Below are 26,403 nucleotides of genomic sequence, written 5' to 3' on the forward strand. Positions count from 1 at the left end.
CTTAAACTAAATGTTTTTATGTCTATTTCGACATATTTTCTACCCAATTCACTTATTTAATTAAATTTATTATGTATATTGCACTATAATAACCGAAAAAATAAAAAGAAAGTACATGAAATCTAAAGATTTTACGGTTCACATTGGCAAAATTTGTACTATGATATACACATGGGCTTTTGTCCAGAATTTTTTGTTATATTGATTGATAATTTGTCATTATGCACCGTAGAATTTTTTTCAACGGTGAATAAGGATAAAAACAAATCACAATTCGTTCCAACATCAAGCACTTTTACACCTATTTTTGTATAGTTCCCCTTGTTGTAAAAGACATTGACGGGATGTCTTTACATATTCACTTTCATCTATGAAGGAGGTTGTATCATTGAAGAAGTCAAGAAAGATTCTTGCGTTTGCCCTGAGTTTGGCAATGACATGTTCTGCTGCATTGCCCACCTTGGCAGCGGCGGGAGAGGCTCCCGCTGGTAATCCTGGCCTTCGGGTGGACTATTATACCGTCCTGCCCCAAGAGCCTTGGGCTTTGGAGCCTGGAAACTTGAAAGCTTCCGGCTATGTCGATCAGATCGACAACCGTGAATTCAAGTATACTCTCAAAACCCAAACCGGCCAAATGAATTGGGCCGGTGCTCGTTACACCGGTAATATCACCATCCCCAAAGATGGCACTTATAAGTTTACCGGCAAAACCGACGACGGTGCCCGCGTTTACATCGACGGCCAGTTGGTTCTGGATCAGTGGGTTTCCAATACCGGGCAAGACAAAGTCGGCCCTGAGGTCCAGCTGAAGGCCGGCACCTATTCCTTCCAGATGGACTATCTGCAGGGTTCTGGCGGGTCTTATAACCGTCTATTCTGGTCTATCGACGGCGGCGAAAACGAATTGGTCCCCGCTTCGGCATTCACCCTGCCGGAAGGCGAAGAGCCTATGCCCGAAGCGAGCAGAGGTAAAATCTACACCATCGCTACCGCCCACCTGGATACCATTTGGAACTGGTCGTATGAGACCACTATCCGGGAGTACATTCCCAAGACCATGCGGGAAAACTTCCAACTGTTTGAAGACAACCCCAATTATAACTTCAACTTTGAAGGCGCCCGCCGTTATGATCTGATGAAAGAGTATTATCCGGAAGAATATGAGAAGGTCAAGGAATATATCGCAGACGGTCGGTGGTACACCGCCGGCAGCGCCTGGGAAAACGGCGACCAGAACGGTCCCTCTCCTGAGGCTTTGATCCGTAACACTCTGTACGGCAACCAGTACTTTGCAGATGAATTCGGCAATGATAAACGCAGTTATGATATTTATCTCCCTGACTGCTTTGGATTCGGTTACGCCATGCCTTCCTGGATGGCCCACTGTAACCTGGTCTCCTTCTCCACCCAGAAACTGACCTGGGGCAACGCCTTTGTCAACGGCGAGATCCCCTTTGACATCGGCAAATGGGTCGGCCCGGACGGCAATTATGTCATGGCCTCCACAGATACCGGTAACTACACCGCCAAGCTTCAGGACATCGCTCCCAACGGCTTGCGTGAAAACAACTGGATTATGGGCAAACTGGACGCCAACAAAGCCTGGGGCTTCTACGGCACCACTGTCTATCACGGCACCGGTGATACCGGCGGCTCGCCTGGACAGGGTTCCGTCACCGCCATGAACAAAGACATGGCCCTCAACGGCACCGAAGCCGGTGGCGATGTGGATGTTATCTCCGCCTCCAGCACCCAGTGGGTATTTGACATGACCCAAGCCCAGAAGGATGCCGCCCCTGTGTATGAAGGCGAAATGCTTCTGAAAGAACACGGCGTCGGTTCCTGGACTGCCCGTGCCATCGGCCACCGCTGGAACTCCCGCAACGAACTGTTAGGTGTTGCAGCTGAGAAATCGGCCACCGCCGCTTCCTGGCTGGGTACCGAAGAGTATCCTATAGATGCCTTCAACACCGCCTGGAAACGGGTCATCGGCCATCAGTTCCACGATGATATCACCGCTACCTCCATTGCCAGCGAATATGAACGCAGCTGGAATGACTATATGCTGTCCCTCAACCAGTTCGGCAATGAGTACGAGAACGCTGTGGGCGGCGTAGCTTCGGTTATGGATACCAGCGTTGCAGAAGGTACGGCTCTGGTTGTCAACAACCCTGTTGCCATCGATCGTAACGATGTGGTGGAAGCCACCGTCACAATGGACAGCGACTGTGAAGCCGTCCGCGTCTACGACGACCAAGGAAACGAAGTAGCCTCCCAGATCCTCAGCAAGGACGGCAATGTCTTTGAGATCGCCTTTAAGGCTGAAGTATCTTCCATGGGTTATCGTGTATTTGACGTACGTCCCTCCGACACCGCCTGCGAGATTGACACCGGCCTGTCGGTCACCAGCGATACCCTCTCCAATGAGAAATACAATGTCGTCATCGATGCCAACGGCGATATCCACAGCATCTACGACAAAGAATTGGGCAAAGAACTGTTGGCTGATCCCATCCGTCTCGGCCAGCTTAACGATACCGAAACCGAGTGGCCCGCTTGGGAGCTGAAGTTTGACGACTATGCTTTCAAGGACGCCCGTGAATACGTCACCGCTGACAAAGCCTCTAAATTCGAGGTTGTGGAAAACGGCCCGGCTCGCGTGGCCATTAAGATCACCCGCGAATACGGCAATTCCTCCTATGAACAGATTGTCAGCTTGGAAGCCGGCGGCGAAGCTGTGGAAGTCCAGAACGTCATTGACTGGCAAGAAAAATCCACGATGCTCAAAGCCAACTTCTCCTTTACCGCTACCAATGACACTGCTACCTATGACCTGGGCCTGGGCGCCATCGAGCGCGGCAACAACACCCAGTGGCAGGCAGAGTCCCCCGCTCAGAAATGGGCTGACATCACCGATGACTCCGGTGAATACGGCGTATCTGTCCTCAGCGACAGCAAAAACGGCTGGGACAAACCCTACAGCAATACGCTGCGCTTGACCCTCATCCATACGCCGAGCGGCGACTATCTTGGTGAAAGCCAGCAGAGCTACATGGATTGGGGCGAAAACCGCTTCGGTTACGCCATCTATGGCCATGCCAACACCTACGGCGAGGCCGAGACCCAGCAGCAGGCCCAGCTCTTCACCGAGCCTATGGTCGCTTTCCAGACCGTCAAACACGATGGTTCCCTCGGCTCCAACTACTCCTTCGCCTCCATCAGCAACGACGATATCATCGTCCGCGCTGTCAAGAACGGCGAAGTGGGTGAAGGCCTCGAGAACCAGGGCGACGAAATCATCGTCCGCTTCAACGAAGGCGCCAACAAAGCGGCTTCCGATGTTGAATTCTCCATCGGCAACGGCATTGCAAGCGTCCGTGAAGTTTACGGCACTGAAATGTCCATGCCCGAAGAAGAATCTGCTAAGAAGGGCGCTTACGAGCTCAAGGACGGCAAACTTGTCTTTGATATGGACGCCTACGGCATCCGTACTTTCGCCATCAAGCTGAACAAAGCCAATGTCCAGGTTGCTAAGGAAGATTCCTCGTCTGTGGCACTGCCTTATAACAAGGACGGTTTCTCCAACAACTCCGATAAAGCCGACGCCAACCTTGGTGAAACCAACATCGGCTTACCCAGTGAACTGATCCCCAGCGTCATCGATGCCGGCGGCGTCAGCTTCCTCATGGGCAACAAGGCCGACCGCGCCAACAACGTGGTTGTATCCAACGGTCAGAACGTCAATTTGCCCTCCGGCGACTACAATAAGGTCTACCTGCTTGCCTTCTCCATGAACGGCGACAAGGAAGCCACCTTCAATATTGGCGACCGTATAGAAACCCTGTCTACCCAGACCATCAGCATCGCTGATTACCAGGAGCATGTCGGACAATGGGATATGCACAATAAACTGACCCAGCATGGTGGTTACGTCAAGGAAGACGATGTCGCTTATGTCGCTACCCATCACCATGAGAACGGTGCCGATCAGATCGCTTCTGAAGTTTACATGTTCAAATATGAACTGGACATTCCGGAAGGCGCTACTATGATCCAGCTGCCGGAAGACAATGATATTGTGATTCTGTCGGCCACTGCTGTCAACGAGACCGCTGGCGGCGAAATCGTCACTGAGATGTACGATTCCAGAGCTCGTGAAGATGAGCCTGTGGATCCCACTGAGAAGTTCACCGATTATTCCGGCTTTGAGGCCAACGATCCTCCGTCCAATGTTAACACCTCCGGCCAGAACGGCGGTTCCAAGAACTCCTCCTTCCAGTCCGGTCCTACCGACGCCCAGGCCCATACTGGCAGCCAGTCCCATAAGCTGACCGTCAACGTAAACGGCGACGGCTCTGCCTACAACTACACCAGCATCTACTCCCCCAATATCGAAGTCACCGAAGACATGTACATTGAGTACTGGCTGTACGCCGAGGACGAAGACGCCCTGCATATGAATATCGATATGAAGTTGGCTTCCGGCCAGCCGCTGCGTGACGTCAACAACGATGGTTCCGGACCTCGCGTCACCGACCAACGCGGCGTTATGGTCCATCCGGCTCAACATGCCAATGATCCCACTGTGGAAGGAACCGAAAAGGCCACCACTGGCAAATGGCAATACTATCGTATTGACATTGGCAAATGGATTGCCGGCAACACCATCAACGACATCATGTTCGCTTTTGACTTCCCCAACGCTCACAAGGGCACCCATACCGCTTACATCGACGATCTGCGCATCGGCCGCACCAGTGAAGATGAAGTTGCTCCCAATAAGGATCAGCTGAAATCCCTGATCGAACTGGCCCAGAGCATCGAAGATAAGTATACGGCAGATTCGGTTGCCAACTTGAACACCGCCCTGGATGCCGCTATTGTCGTCCGCGACAATGACGCTGCTACCCAGGAAGAAATCAACAAAGCTGTTGAGGATCTCAACACCGCTTACAACGCTTTGGAACTGGATCCTGCCAAGGCCGACAAGACCGGTCTGTTGACCGCCTTGGAAGAAGCTGAGGCAATCGATGCGTTCTATTACACCGACGATTCCTACAACACTTTGGCCTCCGCCATCGCTACCGGCCGGGAGATCTATGAAGGCCTTTACAGCCAGGAGCAGATCGATCAGGCCACTGCTGATATTTACACCGCTATCGAAGGTTTGGTCGACCGTTTCTCCATGATTTCCGATAAGGACTCTTACGCAGTCAATGAGGAAATCAGCTTGACCGTCACCACTCCGGAAGATGTCAAGACCATCGGCATCAAGAACGATCGCGGCAGCTTCCTGGGAATCTCCAGCATCAGCTACAAAGTGATCGACGGCGTCAAGGTTTGGAGCCTCAAGACCTCTATGGGTTCTGCCGGCAACCGTTCCATCGACCTGTTCGTGAAGGAAGACGGACAATGGAAAGATACTGGCTCCAGCCTAGACTTACTGGTCGATTCGGCTCCTATTGAGGATATCCAGCCCTCCTTCGCTATGGCTACCGTCAATAAATCCGAGGTCGATGTGGATGAGACCTTTACCATTACCGCCGTCACTTCCACTGCTATCGACCGTCTCCAGCTTACCAATGAAAGGGGCAATGCCATCAGTGTCACAAGCAAGGATTACTATGACGATGGTTATGTCCGTATTTGGAAACTGCGCACCTCCTTGGGCAGCTCGGGTGACCGCACTTTGACTGTCAAAGCTGGTTCCGGTTCCGAATGGCTGGAGAAGGAAGTCAACGTCAACATCACCGTCAGAGGCGGAAGCACAAAACCCGATCTGCCTCCTGTGGTCGGCGACGCTCATGTTTTGAGTCTGAATTTCTCTGCTGACTCGGCTGCTGTGAATGAAGTTTTCCACGGCACTGCCGTCACCACTACCGGCGTCAACAAGATCTCCATCCGCAATGAGCGTGACAAGGGTGTTACCCTCTCCAACCTGACCTATTCCGACAACGGCAATGTCCGCACCTGGAACTTTGACCTGTCGGTCGGCAGCACTGGTTTCCGTATGTTTGATCTGGTTGGTTTCTCCGATGGGGAACAGCTTGATACAAGAGTTAACTGCTCCATGACCATTACTGCCAAATAAGTCAACTAATAATGTGTCTGCCGGGTCGGTCTCCGGCCCGGCAGCCTCTTATTTTCCGCATCTCTTGCCGCATAGGCGCGGCAACCCTATAGAAAGAAACAAAAGGAGGTTGTACTATGAAGAAGTCACGCAAAATTCTTGCCCTTGCGTTGTCTCTGTCCATGCTCTGCACGGCTGCTTTGCCGCTGACGGCGGGCGCTGAGCAGTCCATCTCGGCCAGCGACACGCTCAACCACGGCGTTTATGTTGAGTATTACGAAGTGGAACCCAACGCTCCCTATGACCTGGTTACTTCCGACCTGAAGAATACCGGGTTCGTCCAAACCATCAACTTTGGCGACATGAATTCGGTTGGTTTGGAAATGGTCGGACGCAATATTTATTATGGCGCCCGTCTCCATTTCTACATCATCCCCGAGGAAAGCGGCAACTATGTCTTTAATCCGGATGCCGATGACTATGTCCGTCTGTGGGTCAACGGCAATCAGATTATCCAAGGCGGCTGGGGTGGAAACTATTATGCTGAGCGTCCCTCCAAATCTGTCTATCTGGAAGCCGGGGAAAAATATGAGATCCAGCTGGATTATGCCCAGGTTACCGGCGGCGCTGGTCTGACCCTTTATTGGTCCAAAGACGGCGCGAAAAAGACGGTCGTCCCAGCTGACGTCCTGTATCTGCCTGAAGGCATGGGACCGGTCGACTTCCCGGAAATCCCGGAAGTAGGCACCGGTAAAATCTACGCCGTGGCCACCTCCCATTTGGACACCATTTGGAACTGGACCTACGAGACCACCATCGGCGAGTACATCCCCAAGACCATGCGGGAAAACTTCGACCGCATTGAAAACAGCCCCAACTACAAGATCAGCTTTGAAGGCGCACGCCGCTACGCTCTGATGGAAGAATATTATCCGGAAGAGTTCGAGCAGGTCAAGGAGTATGTGGCTGAGGGACGTTGGAACACCGCCGGCAGCTCCTGGGAGAACGGCGACCAAAACGGCCCCTCCCCTGAGGCACTCATCCGTAACGCCCTCTACGGCAACCAGTACTTCGCCGACACCTTCGGCAACGACAAACGCAGCAAGGATATCTATCTGCCCGACTGTTTCGGCTTTGGTTACGCCATGCCTTCGTGGATGACCCACATGAACCTGATTTCCTTTATGACCCAGAAGCTGACCTGGGGCAACGCCTTCCCCAACGAACAGCTACCCTTTGACATCGGTCGCTGGATCGGTCCGGACGGCAATTCAGTCATGGCCTCCATCAACAACGGCAGCTACACCTCCAGCGTAAGCAGCAGCCGCCGTGAAGACAGCTGGACTCTCAATAAACTGAACCAGAATAAGGCCTGGGGCTACTACGGCACCACCTTCTTCTACGGCGTGGGCGACACTGGCGGTGCTATCGGCCAGGATTCCATTAATATCATCGACAACGATATCGCCCTCAACGGCACGGAAGAAAGCGACGGCATCGACGTCATTTCCTCCACCACCGACCAATGGGCCCGCGAGATGACCGAGGAACAGAAAGCCGCTGCTCCCACCTACGATGGTGAGATGCTGCTGAAAGAGCACGGCGTCGGTTCCTGGACATCCCGTGCTCTTGGCCACCGCTGGAACTCCCGCAACGAGCTCTTAGGCGTGGCCGCTGAGAAATCGGCTGTTGCAGCTTCCTGGCTGGGCACTGAAGAATATCCCATGGATGCCTTCAACACCGCTTGGACAAGGGTCATCGGCCATCAGTTCCACGATGACATCACCGGTACCTCCTATGCGACCGAATATGTCCGCAGCTGGAACGACTATATGCTGTCCCTCAACCAGTTCGGCAACGAATATGAAAACGCTGTGGGCGGCGTAGCTTCGGCTATGGACACCAGTATGGCAGAGGGCACCGCTTTGGTGGTCAACAATCCGGTGGCTCTGGACCGCAACGACGTTGTGGAAGCTACCGTCACCATGGACAGCGACTGCGAATATATCCGCGTCTATGACGACGAGGGCAACGAAGTTCCCTCCCAGATTCTCAGCAAGGACGGCAACGTCTTCGAGATCGCCTTTACCGCGGAGGTCGCCTCCATGGGCTATCGTGTGTTCGATGTTCGCCCCGCCGATTCGGCCAGTGATATCGACACCGGCATGAGCGTCACCGCCAATTCCCTTTCCAACGACAAGTACGACGTCACCATCGATGAAAACGGCGACATCAGCAGCATCTATGACAAGACTTTGGACAAAGAGCTGCTGGCTGAACCCATCCGCCTGGGCCAGCTCAACGACACCGAAACCGAGTGGCCCGCTTGGGAGCTGAAGTTCTCCGATTACGCTGACAAAGACGCCCGTGAATATGTGGCCGATAAGGCTTCCGACATCGAGATCGTGGAGAATGGTCCGGCCCGCGTGGCTTTGAAGATCACCCGCGAATACGGCAATTCTTCTTACGAGCAGATCGTCAGCTTGGACAACGGCGGCGAAGCTGTGGAAGTCCAGAACGTCATTGACTGGCACGAAAAATCCACGATGCTGAAGGCCACCTTCCAGCTGAACGCCGCCAATGAGACCGCCACTTATGACCTGGGCCTGGGCGCCATCGAGCGTACCAACAACACCCAGTGGCAGGCAGAGTCCCCCGCCCAGAAGTGGGCCGATTTGACCGACGAATCGGGTGAGTTCGGCGTATCCATCCTGAGCGACAGCAAAAACGGCTGGGATAAACCTTATGACGATACTCTGCGCCTGACCCTCATCCACACCCCCACCGGCGATTACCTGTCTGAGAGCCATCAGAGCAATCTGGAACAGGGCGAGAACCGCTTCGGTTACGCCATCTACGGCCATGCCAACACCTACGGCGAGGCCGAGACCCAGCAGCAGGCCCAGCTCTTCACCGAGCCTATGGTCGCTTTCCAGACCGTCAAACACGATGGTTCCCTCGGCTCCAACTACTCCTTCGCCTCCATCAGCAACGACGACATCATCGTCCGCGCTGTCAAGAACGGCGAAGTGGGTGAAGGCCTCGAGAACCAGGGCGACGAAATCATCGTCCGCTTCAACGAAGGCGCCAACAAAGCGGCTTCCGATGTTGAATTCTCCATCGGCAACGGCATTGCAAGCGTCCGTGAAGTTTACGGCTCCGAAGAAACCATGCCCGAAGACGTTTCTGCCGAGCAGGGAGCATACGAGCTCAAGGACGGCAAACTTGTCTTTGACATGAAGCCCTACGGCATCCGCTCCTTCGCCATCAAACTGAAGGATTCCGGCATCGACGTTGCAGCCGATGAATCGGCTTCCATCGCTCTGCCCTACAACAAGGACATTTATTCCTCCAACAGCAACAAGACCGATTCCAACATGAATGCAAAACGTGAAGCATTCCCCAGCGAACTGGTTCCCAGCGTTATCACCGCTGCGGGCGTTGACTTCGTCATGGGCGACAAGACCGATGGTGCTGATAACGCAATTGTTGCCAACGGCCAGACCATCGAGATTCCCGAAGGCTACAACAAACTGCATCTGTTGGCCTTCTCCACCAATGGCGATCATAACGCTACCTTTAAAGTTGGCGACTCCGTGCAGACCATCAGTATTGCCGATTATTCGGAAAATATTGCTGAATGGGAAGTATATCCTGTCAATACCGACGCCTACATCAAACAGGATGACGTCGCCTATGTAGCTACCCACCGTCACTCCAACGGCGGTGACCAGATTGCTGCCAATACCTACATGTTCCAGTACGAACTGGATATCCCCGAAGGCGCTACCTCTGTGGTTCTGCCTGAAGATAACACCATCTTCATCACTGCCGCTACCGCAGTGAATGAGCAGGCTCCCGGCGAGATCGTCACCGAGATGTACGATTCCAGAGAGTATGTCGAGACGCAAGAAGCAACCGGCCAATTTGAAGGCTACTCGGGATTTGAAGAAGATGATCCGGTTCCTTACGAGAGCCAGACTAGCAACTGCGTCAAGATTGATAACGCTAAGTGTGAAGTCGTAGCCGATGAAAACGCCCATTCCGGCAGCAACGTTGTCCGTCTGACTGGTACCGATACTGTCAGCCAAAGCGGTATAGGCATCTCCCACGTCTACTTTGACCTCTATCCCGCCAGCGGATTTACAATCCAGCCCGGCACGTATATCGAGTACTGGATTAAGCCGAACAACGAAATCTCCCGTCACGCTGGCCTTGATATCGGCACTGACGATTACGACGCCTCGTATAACGCTACTATGCGCGACAACGCCAAGTGTGTCGACCAAAACGGTACCCAGATGCATCCCAAGAACGCCCGCGGCGAGGTCGGCGAATGGACCAGGATCCGCTGTGACATTGGCAAATACTTTAAGCCCGGCACCAAGGTCACTAGCCTCTGGTTTGTTTACGACAATCCGGAAGGCCAAGGCGAAATTGATGTTTGCATTGACGATATCTTCATTGGCATCGATAAGACCAGAGAAGACCTCCAGTCGCTGGTAGACGAAGTCAATTCCCTCAATCGTGAAGATTACTACGAAAATGGCTTCGTAAATGTAGATGAGGTCATGGAGAGAGCCGAATCTGCTCTTGCTGACGAAACCACTACCAATCAGATGTTCAGTATCATCTATGACAAACTGCAAAAGGCTGTGGATCAGCTGGTTCCTAAGGTCGCCGATAAATCTCCCTTGATCGCTCTCATGGAAGAAGTTAACGCTATTGATAGAACCCTCTACACAGAAGAATCCCTCGCTATCTTGGACAAAGCCATTGCCAAGGGCCAGAAGGTTCTGGATAACGCTCATGCTTCTCCCGATGATGTAACTATTGCGATTGAAGACCTGAACAACGCTGTTGCCGCTTTGGAAAAACAGCCTGAGTTCTATGCTACCACCGACAAGGATCGGTATGAAGTCAACGAGACCATTACCGCTACCATCATCACTTCTAAGGATGCCCGTGGTCTGAGTCTGCGCAATGAGAGAGATAAGGCTATCGGCCTGACCAGTATCTCTTCCCGCATCAGCGGCGATAAGAAGATCTGGACTGTTACCTTCTCGGTAGGTTCCAACGGAACACGTGCTTTGAATGTCCTGGCCAACACCTTGACAGACGGATGGGTTGAGACTGGTATTACCGTCAACTTCCAGGTTGGCGATCCTAAACCGGTTGAGCCTGAGGATCCCACTCCTCTCCAGGTTCTCTCCCTCGATTTCGATAAGAGTGTTGTCGGTGTCAATGAAACTGTCCAAGCCACTGTCACCACAACCACTTCGGTCGACGGCATCGTCCTGCGCAACGAGAGAGATAAGGGTATCACCATCAGTAACGTGGAGTACACCGATAATAAGGATGTCCGTACCTGGACATTTGACTTCTCTGTCGGTTCGGCTGGTTTCCGTAACTTGACCGTCAAAGGATACAGCGGCACAAGAACCAATATTGAATCTTGGACTGAAAATGCTGTATCTCAGGCTTTGATCGTTACAAAGTAAATTTTACAACCTTCCTTTCATGTTATAGCAAAAAAGGCCCTAGAGTAAATCCAAATTCGTTTGGAAAGGCTCTGGGGCCTTTTCCTGCCTTTCTTGGCACTTACGACATAGGGAAAAAAGAAACCCTTTTATTTTATCTCCCTTTTGTGCTATAATAATAGTAATTGTATGGAGTCGTCTTTACAGCGGTTTTCTGTCATTTTATCAATTACAAAACGCCTTGATTTTTTGTGTTCCTTTCAGAAGTTTCGCTTTTTGAGGGAGAACCTCCACCTCGGTTTTCAGGAAAGTGTGTTGCAATGATTCGAGCCGTTTCGAAAAGTTTCTTTTCTTTTTGGGCAGTGCTGACAGCTGTCTTATTTTTATGTTCATCTTGCGCCAGATCTACGGATCAAAACAAACAAATAACTTCTGGACTTTCCTCCTCTGTGACATTAAAAATGTATCTCCCTGGAGAGGAAAGCAAATCCTTTTCCAAAGTCCTGGATCAGATCAATGCTATCTTATCCAGCCGGATCGGCGCTACTTTGGATATTTCTTTTATCTCCCCTTCCAAGATGCTTCGGCAATACCCCACCCTTTTTACCAATGGCACTGATTTTGACCTGGTCTATGTCTCATCCGACGCCAATTATATGCAACGTGTAGCCAATCATTATTATCTGGAGATCACACAGGATCTTCTGAAGGACAATGCTCCAGCTTTGCTGGAAACCATTCCTGACCAGTTGTGGGAACAAGTCAAAGCCAACGATAAAGTTTATATGATCCCTTCTTCCTCGGATTATTCCGATCGGATGGTCTTTCTGATCCGAAAGGATCTTCTGGACAAATATGGACTTGATACTCCTACCTCTCTGGATGAGCTGGAACAATATTTAAAATTGGTGGCTTCCAACGAGGAAGGGATGATCCCTTATCAGGTAGGTGAGACAGGCTTAGAGCTTTTACAAGCGGCTTTTCTCCAGCCCAGGGGATTGACCCTAGTAGATCAGAACGCTCTCCTGGCGGCCCAGACTGAAGGATTGGGGGACTCCCTGATTTCCTTGACCGATTATGCCCCTTATCTGGATTATCTGCAGCGCATTTACAGTTGGAAGCAGCTTGGATTAATTCCGAGCAATGCCGCCGCCCGCAGGACAGTCACTTACGATGCCTTCCGGCAAGGTGATTCCGCCCTTTATATCGGCGATCTGGACAGCGCCCTTCTCGCTCAGATGCTGGTGGAACAAGACAATCGTTATCGGCTCAATGAAGCTCCTTGGGAGGCCTCGATCATTGATCTCTCGGCCGACCAGCCCACAGGGGCCTTTCCTCATGCGCCGGCCGGCATTGCGATCCGCAACGGCTCACAGCATGTGGGATTAGCGCTCCAGGTCATTGATCTCCTGCGCAATGACCGGCAGCTCCATGATCTCCTACTGTACGGTATTCAAAATGAGCATTGGGTTGCATCCGGCAATTCTTCTTGGACGGCTGGATCCTCTTTCTCAGATTATCCCACTAATTTATATGCCAAATACGCCTTTGGCTCCAGCCTGGACCGTGAACCAGAATCCCCTCCAGAGGAATACACTTCAATCCGTAACCAGTGGAAAGAAAACGTCGTGCAAAACAGCACGATCAACTGTTTTCGCCCTTATCCAGGCGAACGGTATTCCATTGTTTCCGATATGGAGCTTCTCAACATCAAATATCTCTTTCCCCTTCAACTAGGAGCTTATGATGATCCGAAAGGTTATCTAGACCACTATCGGGAAAAATCTAGAATGGCTGTGGTAGAAACTTATATTCAAGTGGTCAATGATCAGGCTGTGGATTACTGCAAACGCATGGACAATCCTTCCGCTTTTTAGAGGAGACGAAGATATCGTATGTTTAAATTGCTAATTGTGGACGATGAACGGTTGACACGTGAAGGAATTATCAAGCATCTAAATTGGAACAAATTGGGCATCGGGGAGATTGAACAGGCTGAAAACGGTCTCCAGGCTTTGGAAATCTGCCGTGATTTTCAGCCGGATATCATTCTTTCTGACATCCGTATGGCCAAGATGAATGGAATTGAGTTTATTCAAAGTGTTAAGGATCTGGATCCTGATTGCAGCATTATCTTCATGAGCGCCTATACGGACAAAGAGTACTACAAGGCGGCTATCCAGCTCAAGGTAGTCAGCTTTATCGAGAAACCCATTGATCTCTCCGAACTGGAAACCGCTATTAAAAATGCCATTACCACCCGTTTGGAACGCATTAAAATTCACCAGTACTCTAAGACGTTGCAGAAAATGCAGCAGGCCAATGCCGACACAATTAAGGCGCATTTTACCATTCAGTTGACTCGTCCCAACTCTTCTGAACAAATCCAGGAAAGCCTGAAGTATTTGAAGGATTTCATCCCGCTGGACGGCCATTTCTTAACGGTCACTATTGCCCTTCATTCCCCTGAAGCCCTGGTTCCGGATCAACAGGATGCCATGAAACAGATTATTGACAACCAATTGGATTCTCTGTGTCCTCGGTATCATATTGAGTATATCTGGGCTTTTAAGGATATCAATACGATTATCATCCATTTCTTTACGACGTCGGATAACCCTCATTTGATTTCAGAACGCAAAATATCTGAGCTTTGCCGCAAATTATATACCCCTTTAAAAAAGCGGTGCAACGTTTCCATCGGGATCGGAAATGCTGTAAAAAATATCGATAAGGTCTATGAATCCTATACACAGGCCGCCCTGGCGCTTCAAAAGGTTTTTTATTGCGCGACCATCCCCATCACCACTTACCGGCGTTCCCAAGGTTCTATGGTTTATCGGATGGAGGATAGCCTGCTCAAATCGTTTGAAGAAAAACTGCAGAATCGGGATGGCTCCGGGTTGGAACTCATGATCCGCAATCTTACGGCGGATATCCGTAATATGACTGATACCCAAGTCAACGTAGTAAAAAATATTTATTTCCGTCTTCTGTCCCTGATTATGGATCAGACCGATCTGGACGGCATTACATCCCGCAAGTCTGACGACGATCAATTTCTCTGGGATGTGATCTCCCGCATCAATACGTTGAATGACCTGGAGAATTTTGCCTTGGAAAAGCTGGATTCCTTTATCCATCAGTATGAGAACCGCAGTAAGACCAGTTTGACGGTCTCCACCATTCTTCATCAGATCCACCAGCATTATGCTGAACCTACTTTTTCCATCTCCCAGATCAGTCAAAGCGTCGGATTGTCGGTCGCTTATATTTGCGTTTTGTTCCGCCAGGAAACTGGTAAGACCATCAACACCTATATCACAGAGTACCGTATGGAGAAGGCCAAAGCCCTCCTTAAGAAACCAAACCTAAAAAATTCCGATATTGCTGCGATGGTTGGATACAATGATGGCGATTATTTCTCCCGTAACTTTAAGAAAATTACTGGTTACTCGCCTTCCGAGTATAGGGAGAAATTCTGATGAAAAGGATTCGGCGTTTCTTTGTCAACCTAAAGCTACGCAACAAATTGCTTTTGGCCTTTTCCGTTTTTATTATCCTTCCCATCGTCACTTTAACGTTGCTTTCCACCTACCTGACGAAATATATCATTGAAAAAAATGCGATGTTCTCCGCCACCCAATCCTTTAATCAGGTCTCTGATTTTGTGTCTTATCGTATCGACAACATTATCCGCGCAACCAATCTGATTGCAAATGATCAGTTGGTCCATTCGGTGGCTGAACGAGATCCTAATAACTATCCCTTGGAAGAACAATTTGAGAATCTTCAAAAAATCCGCCACTTTCTAACTTCCTATGAGAATGAGATTGATATCGTAACTGTCCGGTTATTTCTAGATGATCAAATGATCCATTCAGATGAAGATGGAGATATTCTGGGATTAGAATCGGCCAAAGATTTTCCGTGGTATCAATCTCTGAGCGGATCTCAAGTAATGCTGTATCCCTCCATGGGATCCGACCGTAATGGCGATCAGACCCTTTCCGCTGTGCGAGCCATTACTTCTTTTGATAACTACCAGGATATAAAAGGATATGTAATGGCGGAATTCCCGGAAAAGATCTTTCGGGATATGATTAGCAAAGCCAATTCTATCGGAGGTAGCCTTACTTATATCTGCAACGATCAGTACGAATTAATCAGCAGCACCGATGACGGAAACCAAGATGAATTTTTTCTTACCCCTTCCCAAATGGAACTTGTTTCTGGATATTCAGACTGGGCTTTCCTCAAAGTGGGAAATGAGGATGTTTTTGCTAAAGTAAAAGCGATTCCTTCAACAAATTGGTCGATTGTAACCATTATTCCTGAATCTGGTATCTTCCGAGATACTCATCTGATCCAAAATACAATGGTGCTTTTCATGCTTTTCCTGATTGGAATCGCTTATTTAGGCGCTGTTTTTGTGACTTTAAGTTTAACAAAGCGGATTGATTTACTGGCCTCTAAAATGAATGCTGCACAACAAGGTAATTTTTCCAAAGCTATTGTCTATTCCAACGCCAAAGATGAAATCGGTATTCTTATTCAAAACTTCAATTATATGATAGACCGTATTCAGACCCTGATGGCGGAAGAAAAAATTGCAAGTCAGCGCCTTCGTTCTGCGGAATTAATGGCACTGCAATCTCAGATAAATCCCCATTTTCTCTACAATACTTTGGATATGATCAATTGGATGTCTTATGAAGAAGACAAAGGCGAGGAAATACGCACTACTTTGCGCTCCCTTTCCCGTTTTTATAAGCTCAGTCTTAACAAAGGACGTACTCTCGTTTCTTTACAGGACGAATTAAAACATGTTTCCCTTTATATACAAATTCAAAATATGCGATTACAAAACTCTGTTCATCTGGATATCCGTGTTCCCGAACATTTACAGCAATGTGGTATTTTAAAAATTACGTTGCAACCTATCGTAGAAAATGCTGTTCTCCATGGTATTATGGAAAAAGACGATCCTCACGGTACGATTAATATCAATGCTAAACTTTCTGGTGAAGACCTTCTTATTACAGTTGCTGATGACGGTGTAGGAATCCCCCCCGATATTTTAGATACGCTTCTGAATGAAGAAGATACTTCTAGACAACATGGTTATGGGCTCACCAATATAAATGAACGTATTATGCTTTACTTTGGTGAGAAATATGGTCTTTCTATTCGTAGTCAATTAGCAAAAGGTACGATCGTCACAATTCGTATTCCCTTTCACAAGTTTCTTGATGAACAATAATAAAAAGAGGAGTCCTCTATTTTATAGAGGACTCCTCTTTTTATTTTAACCTATAACCTATTTACTTTATCAAAAATATAAAGTAAAAACGGAGGCATTCCAATATTGGAATGCCTCCGCATCAGTTTATTAAACGAAATAGGTTTTAGCCTATCGCTGATTAATAAGACTGGTCAGCAACAACCTGCTCCAGATTGTCCTTAGTAGCAACGGTTACGCCGGTATCCTCTTCCTTACTCGAGAGGGTCTCGCCGTTCATCAGCTTAACGATAGCTTCAACGCCCTTCTGGCCCATGACCTTCGGGTTCTGAACCATGGTAGCTTTGATAGCGCCGCTCTCGATCATAGCTTCAACGTCTTTGGAGAAGTCGAAACCAACAACCATAATGGAGTCAGCCTTCTTAGCCTGCTCGACAGCCTGGCCGACACCAACGGTAGCGCCTTCGTTACAGCCATAGATACCAGCCAGATCGCTGTTACCATTCATGTAGTCGTTAGCAGCGGCCAGAGCCTTCTGCTTGTCGCCATCGGAATACACAGGAGACAGAGTTTCCATTTCCGGATACTTGTCTTTGATCTGCTGAATGAAGGACTGCTCACGGATCTGGGTAGTACCAGCACCAGCCTGGGCGTTAACAATACCGATCTTGCCCTTGCTGCCAACCAGCTCAGCCATAGTATCAGCAGCGGTCTGAGCAGCCTTAGCATTGTCGGTGGAATAGAAAGCATCCCAGTTTTCAGTGTCAACACCGGAGTCAACCAGAACAACTTTGATGCCGGCTTCGTGAGCCTTATCAACAACGTTGGACAAAGCGGTCGAATCCAAAGCAGCCAGCATGATGCCGTCTACCTTATCGTTGATGGCGTTCTCAACCAGAGAAGCCTGCTGGGTGGAGTCGATCTTATTGGAAGGAGCATCGAAACGAATGTCAACGTTACCAGCCTTTTCAGCAGCGGCCTTTGCGCCAGCCTGCAGCTTCAGCCAATGCTCATCCAGGGAGTCCATGGTGATGCAGGAAATCTTGATCTGCTCGCCAGAAGCAGCCTTGGAACCGTCTGCAGTAGAAGCAGCGGAAGCGGCGGAAGAAGCTTTGGATTCATCAGCAGCCTTGGAGCTGGAACCCTCGTCACTGCCGCAGGCGGAGAAGCCTACCATGACCATAGCAGCAGCCATGATGAAAGACATGACTTTAATGGACTTTTTCATGCTTAAGTACCTCCTAAATTGTGTGTGTTTATTCTTTTACCGCCGTATGCGGCAAATAGCAAAAGTAATAGGATGAAAGCTTTGTGCATCTTAAAAAGACGCTAATCACTTTCTGCTGCGCAGCTTATCCCACAGGACTGCTGCGATGATGACAATACCGATAACAACCTTCTGCAGGAAGGAAGAAATACCAGCCAAGTTCAAGCCGTTGCTCAAGGTCATGAAGACGAAGGCACCGACGATAGTACCGGCGATGAAACCTTCACCGCCCATGGTGCTGGCGCCGCCGATAACGGAAGATGCAACTGCATTCAGCTCGTAGCTGTCACCAGCTGAAGGGGGAGCAGAGGAAATCTTGGCGGCCATAATGATACCAGCCAGAGCCGAGAGGAAACCACTGATGGCGTATACTCGGATGATGGCAGCATTAACGTTGATACCGGAAAGACGGGTAGCATCATAGTTGCTGCCCACTGCATAGGTGTAGCGGCCAGACTTGGTCTTTGCCAAGATAATACCAAAGACCACAGCGCAAACAGCCATGATGTAAACGGAAATCGGGATGCCCAGCCAGGAATCAGTGCCGATGAAGCTGAAGCTCTTGGGCAAACCTGTGACAGGAATACCATTGGTGATGGTCAAGGCCAAACCACGGATTGCCATCATGGTACCCAAGGTAGCAATGAAGGGAGGCAGTTTACCATAAACGACCAACACACCATTGATGATACCGACAACGGTACCAGCAAGCAAGCCAATCAAGATACCAACGATAACAGGCATACCTGCGACGATGGCTTGGCAGCAAAGAACACCGCCGATAGCGATATTAGAACCGATGGACAAGTCGATACCGCCGGTGATCAGAACGTAAGTCTGACCGATGGAAATGATAGCAACAGGTGCTACCTGGTTACAAACATTCAAAATGTTGGAAATGCTAATAAAGTTAGGATTCAGAATTGTAAATGCAATACAGATTACGACAAATGCAGCAATCGTCGTAAGCAACTGCTTTACAATGGGGCTTAAACCGGAACGTTTCTTCAGAGGGCTGTTCTCCTCCGAAGCAGCGGTGTTTACACCTTTACTCATGGGGCGTCCTTCCTCCGTTCTATTAATCAACTGGTTTCACAGTGTCGGAAACCTTTGTGGAACTAGCGTACTTCATAATTTCTTCTTGATCGGTGTCTTCTTTTCTCAAGTCTGCAGTCAAAACGCCTTCGCTCATGACCAAGACGCGGTCTGCCATGCCCAAAACTTCGGGCAATTCGGAAGATACAAAGATAACACCAATTCCCTGTTTCTTCAATTCATTCATCAGGTTGTAGATTTCAACCTTAGCGCCGACGTCGATACCACGAGTCGGTTCATCGAAGATAACGACCTGGGCATCCCGCACAAGCCACTTACCAACAACGATCTTCTGCTGGTTACCGCCGCTCAGGTTAATAACCTTCTGCTGGATGGTCGGAGTCTTAATTCTCAGGCTCTTAACCATGTCTTCAGTAACTTTGCGTTCTTTAGCATCCTGCAACAGGACACCTTTGTTGACAACCGGCAAATTGGGCAGGGTCATATTTTCTTTTACCGTCATTTTCAGGCACAGGCCGTCTTTTTTACGGTCTTCCGGCGCCATAACGATACCAGCCTCGATAGCATCTCGAGGAGAATGAACCTTTACTTCCTTGCCATTGACAAAGATTTGACCCGTTTTCTTTTCCGCGCCAAAGATAGCTCTCATCAGCTCTGTACGTCCGGCGCCCATCAGGCCTGCAAAGCCGATGATCTCTCCGCGATAAGCTGTAAAGGAAACATCTTTAACAGGAACGTCTTGTTCGGAGCAAATGTGCTTAACCTTCAAGACTTCGTCGCCCTTTTTACATTCCACATGCGGGAATTTCTCTTCCAGAGAACGGCCTACCATCTTACCAATGATTTCTTCCAGGTTAGTATCCTTGAAGTTCATGGTTGTGATATACTGACCATCACGCATAATGGTGATACGGTCAGTGATATACTGCAGTTCTTCCAGTCGATGGGATATGTAGATGATACCGTGCCCCTGGGACTTCAACAGATTGATAATACGGAATAATTCTTCAATTTCCTTGTCTGTCAAAGCCGAAGTCGGCTCATCCATAATGATAACTTTTGCATCAGTAGCCAAAACCTTTGCGATTTCGACCATCTGCTGCTTGGACACCGGCAAATGACCTACCACTGTATCCGGATCCAAATCCAGATCCAGACGTTTTAATACGTCACGCGCCGTTTGTTTGATGACCCTTGTCGAGAGCAAACCTCCATGACTGGGCTCACGGCCCAAAGAGATATTCTCTGCAACGGTCAAATGCCTACATAGGTTGAGTTCCTGATGGACTATGCCAATACCTGCTAGCTGAGCGTCCTTCGGTTTGGAAAACTCAACTTCTTTCCCGCCAACGAAAAGTTGTCCCTCATCCTTGATGTAAACACCAGAAAGAATCTTCATCAGTGTGGACTTACCAGCACCATTTTCACCAAGAAGGGCATGCACTTCACCGGCACGGATGTCGAAGCTGACGTTATCCAACGCCTTTACGCCAGGGAAAGACTTGGAGACATTTCTAAGCTCCGCCAGAACTTCACCCATTCAATCACCACCATTCTTACCTCGTTGTATTATAATGATATCACATTTTGTTCACATAATAACTCGTAATTTTTTTTGATATCCTGTACTTTTTTTAAGTCAAAAGGGCATATTCGACTAAAAACTGGAAAATAAGACGTCATACCCCATCTGCTCAAACTTCCCAAATGCACTCCGTCGCATCTTCTTTGTACCCTTTATCGCCAGTACAAAACCAATCCCCAGAATCTATTTCTTCTATAAAACAGCGTTTTTCCTATCCTGCATTTCGTCCATTTTTCGTCGGCTTTCGAAGTGATTCGATTATTTTCCATCACCTCATCCAAAAAATGGCGAAATCTGAAACGCAAAACACTGCTTTCTCACAAAAAGACGATGGTTGGATTGTACACGCTTGAGCGCTATTTGTCAACAGGCAAAAATAACTACCAGCTATTATCGTCAACAACTCACTTAAATGGCTAAGGTCTCCAGCCCACTACCGGATGGCCTCCAGCCGATTGTACAGGCGCTCGGTATATTCTGGAATCGCCCCATGGCTTGATGCCACAAAATCGCTCAGAATATTTCCTTTGCGCGCCGCTTTGAACACTTCGTCCCCATTCAAATAAGCGCTGATAAAACCTGCGCTGAAGGAGTCGCCTGCGCCCACTGTATCCACTGCCTTGGACACGCATTCATTGATATCCTCATGACGGTCTCTGGTGTAAACTGTGCATCCATCCTTGCCCTTTGTCACCAGAATAATCTGAATGCCATAATCATCAAACAATGACTGGATCAGCGGGATTTCGTCCGGGCATCCGTACAACTTGTCCCCTACCAGCTTGACCTCATCGTCGTTCAGCTTGACAATGGTTGCGTGTGCAAAGGAATTTTTTAGTACCTCAGCATCGCAAAAATTGAAACGGATATTGACATCCAAAAACACATGAGGGAAACTACATTCCTCCAGAATACGCTCTACCGAACGGCGGGCCACTGGATTGCGTTGGATCAAAGTGCCAAAATAAAAAAGATCAATGCCCTGACCCCTGATTTTCTCAATCACACTGTCATCCACATCAATGTACTGATACGCCACATTATCCGGGAACTCGTATACCGGCACCTTGTTCTCATCCAGGGAGACGATGGCCGTGCCCGTCGGACGCTGTTCATCAATCTGCAAAAAATCGGCATGGACACCGATTTCCCCCACCTTTTGGAGGGTATCCCGACCCAGGTCATCTTTGCCTACGCGGGAAAGCATCCAGGTATTGCAGCCCATTTTGGCCGCATGACCGGCTAGATTAAAGGGAGCTCCTCCGATATAGGGTTTTCCATCGATGATGTCCCACAAAAGCTCACCGTAACATAACGCTTTTCCTGCCAAATTACAACACCTCCAAAAGCCTTTGTATTTTATTGACAGTTCAATTATACACAATCTTGGCGGGTTTGTCACTACTATTTTACACTATTTCACACATAAAAATAAATAACATTCGTTTATTATTGCTGTTTTTACAGTTTATTCTATTTCTTCCCGCTTTTTGGTAGATGATCTAAAATCAGCCTCTAGATGTTGTTTTTCTCCAAAAGACGGATGGGCACCGGCTTTGTCACTTTTAAGCCGTCCGGTTCGACATGGCATTCATAGGCCAGTATTTTTACCCCTTGTTCAGACGCTTCCCGTAATGTCTGCGCAAAGGCGGGATGCATGTCGGCATTCGGGGTAAAGTATTGTGCGCCCTCCATCTGGACGATAAAAACTACATAAGCCATACCGCCTGACTGATTGATCTCCATCAAGGTGTGAAGATGCTTGACCCCTCGTTCGGTCGGTGCGTCTGGGAAACGTACCACTCTGTTTTCCTCCAGCGTGACCCCTTTTACCTCCATATAAGCGCTTCTTTTTCCGCATTCTACCAAGAAGTCCAGGCGGGAATGTCCCCACGTCACCTCCCGATGGATCGTATCGGCCACCCCAAGCTCCGGAATATACAGTCCATCGGCCAATGCTTCATCCCACACTTGATTGGGGGCCTGGCTGTCCATATTGATGAGAAGCTCCCCTTTCTGTACGGCGATGAGAGAAAATGGGGTCTTCCGAGAGGGATTGTGATGCTGCTGCAAAAAGACGGCCGCGCCGGGAACCAACAGCTCCCGACAGCGGCCGGTATTTTTCACATGTGCCACTGTGACTTTTCCTTCCACCTCCACCTGGGCCACAAACCGATTGGGCCTGGACAGAAAGGTGGCTTTGATTACATCCGGGTATCTCATCCGCTCAGATGGCCTCCCGCAGGCTATGGACCAATTCCCCTACCGCCTTGACCTTCTCGTCAGGGGTATCGTGAATCCCTATCTGATTGACGATGGCGCTGCCCACGATCAGCCCGTCGCAATACTGCTTGACAAGACTGGCCTGCTCCGGGGTGGAAATTCCAAATCCCAGGCATTTGGGCAGATGGCAGATGCGGTCGATGGGCTCAAAATATCGTTCCAGATTGGTTGTGATGTGTTCCCGCATGCCGGTAACCCCCATCGAGGATACACAGTACACAAATCCCTTGGCGTTCTTGGTGACCATCTGGAGCCGTTCCTCCGATGTAGGGGCCACCATGCTGATATGATACACCCCTGTTTTCTCCGCATAGGGGGCGATTTCATCGCTTTCCTCAATGGGTAAATCGGGGATGATGACGGCGTCAATGCCCACCTCTTTGCACTGATCGAAGAATTTTTCCACTCCAAAGCTGAGGACGCTGTTGTAATACAGCAGGTAGATCAGTGGAATCTGCGTCTCTTTGCGCAGCTCCTTGACCATATCCATGATGCTTTCCAGACAGATGTCATGTTCCAGGGCGCGGATGTTGGCCTTTTGGATGACGATGCCTTCGGCCATGGGATCGGTAAAGGGAACGCCTAATTCCACCATATCGGCGCCGTTTTTCTCCATCTCCAGGATCAGACGTTTTGTGGTGTCCAGATCCGGATCTCCCGCCGCTACAAAGGTAATAAACGCCTTTTTCTTTTGCTCCTTGAGCCTCTGAAATGTGCAATCAATTCGGTTCATTGCGATTCTCCTCTCACAATTCGTATAAATTCCTTTATCTTTTCCGGATCCTTGTATCCATCGGTTTCCACACCGCTGCTGACGTCCACCCCATAGGGACGTACAAGCTGTACCGCCTGCGCCACGTTTTCCGGCATGAGTCCCCCGGCCAGCATGATCTTTTGGGATAGGATGCCTTCCAGCAGCGACCAGTCGAATGTTTGACCGCATCCTCCCTGTTGGCTTGGATGATAAGCGTCCAGCAGATACCGGTCGGCACAGCCTTCCATTACCTCTCTCAGGGATTCCTTATCCTTTACCCGGACGGCCTTCCACACTTCCCGCCCCGTTAGACGCTTGATCTCTTCTTGGTAAGCGCTATCCTCATTGCCGTGGAGTTGGATGACCTTGAGGCCACACATGGCTGCGATAAAGGCCACCCGTTGCGGCACCTCATTGACAAACACACCCACCGGGAGTATCCCCTCCGCTAAACCGCGCACTAAATTCTTTGCCGTTTCAGGGGAAACATGCCGCCGACTGGGGGCAAATACAAAGCCAACGTAATCCGGCGCAAATCGGTTGACGGCCTGGATATCCTCTGGACGGGTCAATCCGCACACCTTGATCGAAATCAATGGATCTCCCCCCGCAACATTTGCACCGCTTTTGGAATATCGTCCGACCGCATAAAGGTCTCCCCCACTAAGATGGCATCGGCGCCCATGGATCGCAAAAGTCGTACATCCTGAGCCGTTCCGATGCCGCTTTCCGCTACAATGCACCGCTCTTTGGGAATGTGAGGGATCAGGCTTTCACAGGTGCGAAGAGTTACCTCAAAGGTGCGTAAATTGCGGTTGTTGATTCCCACCACCGGGGCCTCGGTATCCAGCACACGTTCCAGCTCCTCTTTGTCGTGAACCTCCACCAGACAGGAAAGCCCCAAGCTGTCCGCCACATGCTGGAACTGAACAAGCTGTCTTTGATCCAAAATAGCGGCGATCAGCAGGATTGCATCGGCCCCCAGGAGATAAGCCTCGTAAATCTGATATTCGGATATGATAAAATCCTTGCGCAGCAGCGGGATGGGGGAAATCGCACGGATGGACTGCAAATAAGCATCATTTCCCTGGAAATAGTCCTCTTCGGTGAGGATCGACATGGCTTGAACGTCGGATCTTAAATAACTATTTGCAATATCAGTTGGATTAAATACAGATCGGATTACGCCTTTGGAAGGGGACGCCTTTTTGACTTCGGCAATGATAGACATTTTCTCCGCAAGCTTCAAGCTGCCTGCGAAATCCAAGGGCATCCTCGGGCGATCCTCCGCCTGTCTCTGCAGTTGGAGAAGCGGGATCCTCTCCATTCTCTCATGCAGGCGGACTTCTTTTTTCGCAACAATGTCATCCAAAATCATCCCGGTCCCTCCTTTATCCAATGCTGTTGCTCATTTCGATCACCTGCTCTAATTTCTTCAGAGCAGCGCCGGAATCGATGGCCTCCCTCGCCATCTCGATGCCTTGGGCAATGGTATCGGCCCTGCGTCCGGCATAAATGGATGCGCCGGCATTGAGCAGTACGGTATCCCGTTTGGGCCCCTTGGCTCCTCCTAAGATATCCCGGGTAATCTGGGCGTTTTCCACCGCTGTGCCGCCTCGGATATCCTCTACAGAAGCCCGTTCAAAGCCAAAGTGTTCCGGCGGCAGTACATAATCCATCACCAAGCCGTCCTTGATCTCGGACACCTGGTTAGCGCCTACCGTGGCAAATTCATCGATGCCTTCACAGTTCATGACAAATCCCCGTTCCACACCCATATTCATCATGGCGTGGGCCAGAGGATTGGTGAGAGCTTTATCAAAAACACCGATTACCTGGGTCTTTGCGTCCGACGGATTGGAAATCGGACCAAGGATATTAAAAATAGTACGGATCCCCAATTCACTGCGCACCAGTGCGGCGTGCTTCATGGATTTGTGGAAGGTTTTTGCAAACATAAACCCTAAGCCGATGGCTTCCACGCATTGTTCGACCTGCTCCGGCTCCAGCATGACGTTGACTCCCAACGCTTCCAGCAGGTCCACGCTGCCGCTGCGGCTCGAAATGGCACGGTTGCCGTGTTTAGCCACCGGCACGCCTGCTGCCGCCACGACAAAGGCTGAGGTCGTGGAGATATTAAAGGTATTGATGCCGTCTCCACCGGTGCCGACCAGATCGATGTATCCCGAAACAGTGGGATGAATGTGGGCGGCCTTGTGCTTCATGGTCAAGGCACAGCCGGTGATTTCGTCAATGGTTTCCCCTTTCATGCGGAGACTCGTCAGAAATGCGCTGATTTGGGCATAGGTTGCACCGTTGTCCAGCACCATATCCATGGCCTGCATGGCTTCCTCTTTTGTCAGGTCTTGCTTTACCACCAGTTTCTGAATTGCGGATTTGATCATTGTCATTACCTCCCAAAAATTCCGTTGACATCATGTCTTGTCATCGGGGATGGGGATTTTGAAGCAAAATAAAAACAGCTTGCCCTTATCAAAAGGACAAGCTGCATTAATAGCCTGCGGTACCACCTTTATTGGTATCCAAAATACCCACTTTGCAGGTGCAATCACACCCTCACCCTTGTAACGTAGGAGAAACGTCGGGATCTACTGACCATCTATATATCTTAAGATAGCGTTCGCCCCGCCCTCATCAGCCCAACG

14 protein-coding genes are annotated in these 26,403 nt (G+C 49.6%); 5 read left to right on the plus strand and 9 right to left on the minus strand.

Annotated elements, in window-relative coordinates:
• Positions 1–388 precede the first annotated feature (388 nt).
• From C12CBH8_RS10350 to C12CBH8_RS10370, 5 genes are all read left to right on the plus strand, one after another.
• Positions 389–6,091 carry a glycoside hydrolase family 38 C-terminal domain-containing protein gene (locus C12CBH8_RS10350; protein WP_215533166.1) on the plus strand — a complete coding sequence of 1,901 codons (5,703 nt, stop codon included), beginning with the start codon at positions 389–391 and terminating at the stop codon, positions 6,089–6,091.
• Between the two features lie 116 nt (positions 6,092–6,207).
• The gene (locus tag C12CBH8_RS10355; protein ID WP_215533167.1) at positions 6,208–11,571 is read left to right on the plus strand and encodes a glycoside hydrolase family 38 C-terminal domain-containing protein; all 5,364 of its coding nucleotides are present in this window, start codon (positions 6,208–6,210) and stop codon (positions 11,569–11,571) included.
• Positions 11,572–11,999: 428 nt separating this feature from the next.
• Positions 12,000–13,427 (plus strand): ABC transporter substrate-binding protein, encoded by a 1,428-nt coding sequence (locus tag C12CBH8_RS10360; protein WP_215533168.1) that lies wholly within the window; start codon positions 12,000–12,002, stop codon positions 13,425–13,427.
• Positions 13,428–13,445: 18 nt separating this feature from the next.
• The gene (locus tag C12CBH8_RS10365) at positions 13,446–15,035 is read left to right on the plus strand and encodes a response regulator (RefSeq protein WP_099322744.1); all 1,590 of its coding nucleotides are present in this window, start codon (positions 13,446–13,448) and stop codon (positions 15,033–15,035) included.
• Positions 15,035–16,813 (plus strand): sensor histidine kinase, encoded by a 1,779-nt coding sequence (locus C12CBH8_RS10370; RefSeq protein WP_215533169.1) that lies wholly within the window; start codon positions 15,035–15,037, stop codon positions 16,811–16,813. Before C12CBH8_RS10365 ends, C12CBH8_RS10370 begins: the two co-directional genes overlap by 1 nt.
• A gap of 160 nt (positions 16,814–16,973) precedes the next feature.
• Here the strand turns inward: C12CBH8_RS10370 and C12CBH8_RS10375 are convergent, their stop codons facing one another.
• The 9 genes from C12CBH8_RS10375 to trpD all read right to left on the minus strand — a co-directional run bounded on the left by C12CBH8_RS10375 (position 16,974) and on the right by trpD (position 26,142).
• The gene (locus C12CBH8_RS10375; protein WP_090266147.1) at positions 16,974–18,020 is read right to left on the minus strand and encodes an ABC transporter substrate-binding protein; all 1,047 of its coding nucleotides are present in this window, start codon (positions 18,018–18,020) and stop codon (positions 16,974–16,976) included.
• A gap of 105 nt (positions 18,021–18,125) precedes the next feature.
• On the minus strand, positions 18,126–19,115 hold the full coding sequence (locus C12CBH8_RS10380; protein ID WP_215533170.1) for an ABC transporter permease: 990 nt from the start codon (positions 19,113–19,115) through the stop codon (positions 18,126–18,128).
• Between the two features lie 22 nt (positions 19,116–19,137).
• Positions 19,138–20,655: a sugar ABC transporter ATP-binding protein gene (locus tag C12CBH8_RS10385; protein ID WP_090266144.1), complete on the minus strand. Its 1,518-nt coding sequence runs from the start codon at positions 20,653–20,655 to the stop codon at positions 19,138–19,140.
• A gap of 478 nt (positions 20,656–21,133) precedes the next feature.
• Positions 21,134–22,030 (minus strand): PfkB family carbohydrate kinase, encoded by an 897-nt coding sequence (locus C12CBH8_RS10390; RefSeq protein WP_171846370.1) that lies wholly within the window; start codon positions 22,028–22,030, stop codon positions 21,134–21,136.
• A gap of 185 nt (positions 22,031–22,215) precedes the next feature.
• Entirely contained in the window at positions 22,216–22,923 is a 708-nt protein-coding gene (gene sfsA / locus C12CBH8_RS10395; protein WP_215533171.1) for a DNA/RNA nuclease SfsA, read from the minus strand.
• Between the two features lie 4 nt (positions 22,924–22,927).
• On the minus strand, positions 22,928–23,716 hold the full coding sequence (trpA, locus tag C12CBH8_RS10400; protein ID WP_090266140.1) for a tryptophan synthase subunit alpha: 789 nt from the start codon (positions 23,714–23,716) through the stop codon (positions 22,928–22,930).
• The gene (locus tag C12CBH8_RS10405) at positions 23,713–24,333 is read right to left on the minus strand and encodes a phosphoribosylanthranilate isomerase (RefSeq protein ID WP_215533172.1); all 621 of its coding nucleotides are present in this window, start codon (positions 24,331–24,333) and stop codon (positions 23,713–23,715) included. The genes trpA and C12CBH8_RS10405 overlap by 4 nt, the downstream gene beginning before the upstream one ends.
• Complete coding sequence (gene trpC, locus C12CBH8_RS10410; RefSeq protein ID WP_215533173.1) at positions 24,330–25,115, minus strand: indole-3-glycerol phosphate synthase TrpC; 786 nt, start codon at positions 25,113–25,115, stop codon at positions 24,330–24,332. The genes C12CBH8_RS10405 and trpC overlap by 4 nt, the downstream gene beginning before the upstream one ends.
• A 13-nt stretch (positions 25,116–25,128) precedes the next feature.
• Positions 25,129–26,142: an anthranilate phosphoribosyltransferase gene (gene trpD / locus C12CBH8_RS10415; RefSeq protein ID WP_090266135.1), complete on the minus strand. Its 1,014-nt coding sequence runs from the start codon at positions 26,140–26,142 to the stop codon at positions 25,129–25,131.
• Between the last annotated feature and the right edge of the window lie 261 nt (positions 26,143–26,403).

The sequence above is a fragment of the Solibaculum mannosilyticum genome (assembly GCF_015140235.1).
GTDB classification, from domain to species: domain Bacteria; phylum Bacillota; class Clostridia; order Oscillospirales; family Acutalibacteraceae; genus Solibaculum; species Solibaculum mannosilyticum.